A 5489-nucleotide genomic window follows, 5' to 3' on the forward strand; every position below is an offset into this window, starting at 1 on the left:
GTCTAAATACTTTGACTCCAGCCAAAATTTTAATTTTATTGATTAACTTTAAGTGATTGATTTGAGATTCTGGGTCGACACTCCCGCGCGGTTTGGGAAAAATATCGACAGCACCAGCTTCGAGCAACTCGAAAATACGGTGGCGTTGATCGGTCTGTACTGAAACGCTGATTACTAAAATTGGTCGAGGATAATTGATCATTACCTGTTTGGTAAATTCCAAACCACCCATTTTAGGCATATGGAAATCGGTACAGATCACATCGGGGTCGAGTTGAGGAATCAAAGCCAATCCTTCTATCCCATCACGGGCGATACCGACTACTTCTATATCAGGAGATGTACTCAAAATATTTTTAAGTACAGTCTGAAAAATGACAGAATCTTCAACGATTAAGACGCGAATGGTCATAAGGAGCGAAAAATATTAACTAGCTATTAATATTAGATTAATCGAGCCAGAGTATCTAATAAAATATTTTGATTAAACTGTCCCTTAACAATATAAGCATTTGCTCCTGCCTCTGCACCTTTGCGCTTGTCCTCATCAGTACTCAACGACGTAACTAGAATGATTGGTAGCTCACTGTATTCCTCCTGTTGTCTAATGCGTGTCGTTAAGGAAAACCCGTCCAGGTTGGGCATTTCGATATCGGAAATAACAGCATCAAAATTGCTGTTTTGGAGTTTGTTGTAGCCATCTAAACCATCTATGGCGGTGACTACTTCATAACCTGCTGCTTCTAATAAGCGTTTTTCTTGGGTACGAACCAAGATAGAATCTTCTGCTAACAAAATTTTTAATTTTCCTGGGTGTAAACTAGCAGCATTAGCTACTCTGGCCTTTGATTCGGGCAGCAGATTGGAATTTGCACCACTGATTGCCAGTAAAGAAGAATTATTGCCCTTCAAAGATTGCAGCAGATCTTTAGCAGCAAGAATCATGCATACTTGTCCAGTCCCTAGAATAGTCGCGCCTGCCACATTTCTTACTCGACGCAAAATGTTACTTTGGGGCTTAAATGCTACATCGATAATATCTAATAGGCGATCGACAATTAACCCAAATCTTTCTTCTCCTACCTTCATTAATACACAAGGTTTTAGTCCAGTCGTGATTTGTTCATGCTTGGCTGCTACTGCATAGGCTGGAGAATTGGTGATTTGGAGCAAATCGGCTAAATTAGCCACTGAAACTGCTTTTCCGTCAATAATAATCGCGTCTTTGCCTTCTAGGGGAAAAATTTTCCCTGGATCGATTTGTAAATTAGCTTCCACAAAATCAACGGGTATAGCATGAACAATACCGTGAATCTCGACCAATAAAACATCAGCTTTAGCTAAGGTGGTAGGTAGTCTAAGATTGAAAGTACATCCTTGATTGGGAACTGAATCAATCTCAATGATTCCCTTGAGCTTTTCAATGTTGTTTTTGACCACATCCATACCTACTCCGCGACCAGAAACTTCGGTAACAAAGTTACAGGTCGAAAACCCAGGCTGAAAAATTAAAGCGTGAAGTTGACTAATGCTCATATTATCCAATTCTTCTGGGTAATATAAACCTCGTTTAATCGCTATATTTTTGATCTTCTCTATATTTAAACCACGACCATCATCTTTCAGTTCGATAATAATTTTATTGCCAGCCTGATAACCTGTTAATTTAATGGTTGCTTGGGCTGGTTTTCCTGCATATCTGCGTTCGTTGGGAGTTTCTATGCCATGATCGATCGCATTACGAATTAAATGCATCAGCGGATCTTTGATTTCTTCCAGGATTTTTTTATCTACCTGAGTATCACCACCCTGAGTCACAAGCTGCACTTGTTTCCCCTGTTCTTTAGCCAAATCCCTCACTAAACGAGGAAAAAGCTGAAACACCTGCGATAAAGGTAATTGTCTGAGGTTAGCAATTTTCTCTTCTAGTTCACCGACGACAAATTCTAGTTTGGTATTATTTTCTTGAGCTAGAGTTCTTAGGTGGGCAATTTTTTGCTCTAAACGTACTTCAGGCGTTTCTGTTTCTTGTTCGTATCGATCAAAGTTGGATGTTTGAAATCCTTTAGCTTTTAATTCTTTCCACAAATTAGAAACCTGTTCAATCTCGTCGACAGTATGACTCAGGCGAGTTTTACTAACAATTAGCTCTCCTACCTGAGTCACTAACTTATCTAAAGCTTTTGTGGGGACTCGAACTGTTTCAATTCGATAAGGTTGTTCGATCTTAGTCGGATAAATAGCAATCTCAGCCGCAGTTTCGACCAAAGAACGCTCTTGTTCATTAGCTTTAGCTATAGCAGCAGATTGAGATTGTTGAATCAATTCGCTGCGGGGTTGATGAGTTAAAGGAAATTCCTCGTTTTCCTCGTTTTCCTCGCTTGTTTCTGACAATGCTGGAGACTCTAACTGTGAAAAACTCTGCTGTGTTGACTGTGTTAACTCAACCAACTGTTCAATCGTTTGCTCAATATCTACACCATTAGGTTTCCCCGTTAACACCTCTTCTACTAGTTTGTGCATCCCGTCAAGGGTTTGGTACAGGCGATCGCTTAATTGACTAGTCCAGGTTAGTTCTTGACGCTGTATTTTCCCCAACACTTCTTCTAAAGTATGGGTTACCGCTTCCATGGTGGTCACTCCTACCACCCGCGAGTCTCCCTTTAAGCTATGAGCTTCCCGCAGTAAATCGTCGATAATCTCTAGCTGAGTGGGATCTTGTTCTAGATTGAGAATCCCCGCCTCTAGATTTTGTAAATGTTCCTGACTCGATAAGCGATAGATGTCTTTTAACTCTTCATCTTCAATGACGCTGACGGTAAATGCTGGTTCAGTAACTATTTCGTCATCTATTTCGCTATCTGCTTCTGTAGTTAAAAGCGCTACAAGTTCCTCCGTTGTCACCCCACTAGGTTCACCTGTTAAAGCTTCTTCTACTAGTTTGTGCATCCCGTCGAGAGTTTGGTACAGGCGATCGCTTAATTGACTAGTCCAGGTTAGTTCTTGACGCTGTATTTTCCCCAACACTTCTTCTAAAGTATGGGTTACCGCTTCCATGGTGGTCACTCCTACCACCCGCGAGTCTCCCTTTAAACTATGAGCTTCCCGTAGTAAATCGTCGATAATCTCTAGCTGAGTGGGATCTTGTTCTAGATTGAGAATCCCCGCCTCCAGATTTTGTAAATGTTCCTGACTCGATAAGCGATAGATGTCTTTTAACTCTTCATCTTCAATGACGCTGACGGTAAATGCTGGTTCAGTAACTATTTCGTCATCTATTTCGCTATCTGCTTCTGTAGTTAAAAGCGCTACAAGTTCCTCCGTTGTCACCCCACTAGGTTCACCTGTTAAGGCTTCTTCTACTAGTTTGTGCATCCCGTCGAGAGTTTGGTACAGGCGATCGCTTAATTGACTAGTCCAGGCTATTTCTTGGCGCTGTATTTTCCCCAACACTTCTTCTAAAGCATGGGTCACCGCTTCCATTGTGGTCACTCCTACCACCCGCGAGTCTCCCTTTAAACTATGAGCTTCCCGCAGTAAATCGTCGATAATCTCTAGCTGAGTGGGATCTTGTTCTAGATTGAGAATCCCCGCCTCCAGATTTTGTAAGCGTTCTTGGCTTGATATTCGATAGATGTCTCGTAGCTCTTCATCTGCCAAAATCATATCTTCTGCAATCATATTATTTGCTCGCTTTTAATCATCATCTCTAAAAACGGGCAATTTTGAGCTTGCCCTAACATGCGCCCAGCTAATTGTCTGTATTTCTTTGATATTTCTTGATTTACAAATAGGTGCAATTACCTTAGTATTAACCAATATAATTTATCTAAGTAATTTTACATAACATCATAAATAGTTATTGATTACATACCATAATTCTTGGCTATTGTCAAAGTAAATCAGGGTAGATAAAAAAAACTTGGTTTCCCGAATACAAAAACTTTTATCAAAAATGCTGAATACTTGTCCTCAAATTATTGGTTTGAAGAATCATGACAGTTACTAGAAACGTAAGCAATCTATCTAGAGGGATAGGGGAACTACTAGAGCAAAGGTTTACTGGCGAAATAGTCATTAGTCAGCAAGAAAGTCGAGTCAGTATCTATTTATCCAAAGAAAAATTACTTTGGGTGCAGGATAAAAGACATTTTCGAAGGCGTTGGCACCGAGCGCTCAACAAACATTGTGCCGAGCATCAGTCGACTCAAGCTCTAGCATTACTTAAAGAACTGGATAATTATCAGCAATTATCCCAAGCAGTAGCCAGACAGGAGATTAGACAAAATCAAGTTCAAGCAGCGATCGCTGAAGTAGCAACAGAGTGTTTGTTTGAACTATTTATACAACAAAGTATTGCTCAAAAACTAATGTGGATGATCGAGCAAAACAACAGGTTGGAAGATGCTGCTAATCTAGGCTTATCTTCTGAGGAAACCAAGGCGATCATTTTACAGGCCGATCTAGCAGGTAAACAATGGCAATCTGCTGACTTGGGGGATTATTTACCTAGTCTATCTCCCGTAATCGAACAGGAGCAGATGTATGATGCTGTTGAAATACCAATTCCTAAAAGCTATCTTCAGGGTCAACATACTCTTTGGGATATTGCGGCCAAAATGCACACTTCGATAATTTTAATCGCTCGTTCTTTGGTCAATTTGGAAAAACAAAATATCATTAGATTTCAACAAATACCAGACCTTCGAGAAACCACCAACGGCAAAACATTTACTTCACTATTACCATCTCAGCCAAACTCAAGAGATGATGCTAATCTTACTGCCGCCAACCCCGATCGCAATCGAGTCGTGGCAAATCAAGGAACGAATCCTGCCAAACTTAACTTTGACCCCCATAAGCCGATAATTGCCTGTATCGATGATAGTCCTGTATTAGCTCATAGCGTCAAAAAAATTCTGGCATCAGTCGGTTATCAATCAATGATTATTTCTGAGCCGATGGCGGGAATGGGTTTACTGGCTAAATATCGACCCAATCTAATTTTGCTGGATCTACTGATGCCTACAGTTAGTGGTTACAGCGTCTGTAAATTTTTGAGGGAAACTAGCTTATTTAAAACTACGCCGATTATCATTTTGACTTCTAAAGATACGATTGTCGATCGCACCAGAGCAAAATTGGCAGGGGCAACGGACTTTCTCACTAAACCGCCAGAACCGCAAGAATTATTGCAGGTGATTAGACTACATCTAATCGACATTCCCTGGGGTTAAAACTGAAATTTGTTTTATTCCTCTAGGTGAATTTTAGCAGTTAAATCCGACCCAACAGAAATAATATTTGTTTGTGTGACCAAGTTTAAATTTCTCAGTCAAAATGACCTCGACTTCCAACATATCTTTGCAACTCAGACAGGCTTTTGCTGAATCTATCGCCCAAAAAATTGGGATTAAAATTAGACAGGTAGAACAGGAGAGCCTCATCCAAAAAATTAGGCTAAGAATGAAAACTCTACAACTTACTGC

Annotated in this window: 3 protein-coding genes; 1 reads left to right on the forward strand and 2 read right to left on the reverse strand. The window is 40.3% G+C overall.

The annotated features are described in order from the left end of the window. Both C7B62_RS24060 and C7B62_RS24065 read right to left on the reverse strand, forming a co-directional pair. A partial coding sequence (locus tag C7B62_RS24060) for a response regulator (protein ID WP_146132197.1) occupies positions 1–412 on the reverse strand: 412 nt, incomplete at its 3' end. A 32-nt stretch (positions 413–444) separates the two neighbouring features. Further along, positions 445–3681 carry an Hpt domain-containing protein gene (locus tag C7B62_RS24065; protein WP_199194359.1) on the reverse strand — a complete coding sequence of 1079 codons (3237 nt, stop codon included), beginning with the start codon at positions 3679–3681 and terminating at the stop codon, positions 445–447. 314 nt (positions 3682–3995) lie between these two features. Here C7B62_RS24065 and C7B62_RS24070 point away from each other — a divergent pair, with 314 nt between their 5' ends. Then, entirely contained in the window at positions 3996–5237 is a 1242-nt protein-coding gene (locus tag C7B62_RS24070) for a response regulator (RefSeq protein WP_106243675.1), read from the forward strand. The last annotated feature ends 252 nt before the right edge of the window (positions 5238–5489 follow it).

This window comes from Pleurocapsa sp. CCALA 161, from assembly GCF_003003995.1.
Taxonomy (GTDB): domain Bacteria; phylum Cyanobacteriota; class Cyanobacteriia; order Cyanobacteriales; family Xenococcaceae; genus Waterburya.